The following is a 220-nucleotide window of genomic DNA, read 5'->3' on the forward strand; positions in this document are numbered from 1 at the left end:
GACCGTGGTTGGGTCAGGCCCTGCGGAGGGACCGTGGTTGGGTCAGGCCCTGCGGAGGGACCGTGGTTGGGTCAGGCCCTGCGGAGGGACCGTGGTTGGGTCAGGCCCTGCGGAGGGACCGTGGTGTCGCGGTCTCCGGGCTGCGTGATCCTGCCAGTCGGCGCGGCGTGCCTCAAGGGCGCCTTCGGCGTCGCTGCGCGATCTTCGACCCTTGACCCAC

Source organism: Kribbella sp. NPDC055071 (genome assembly GCF_053608045.1).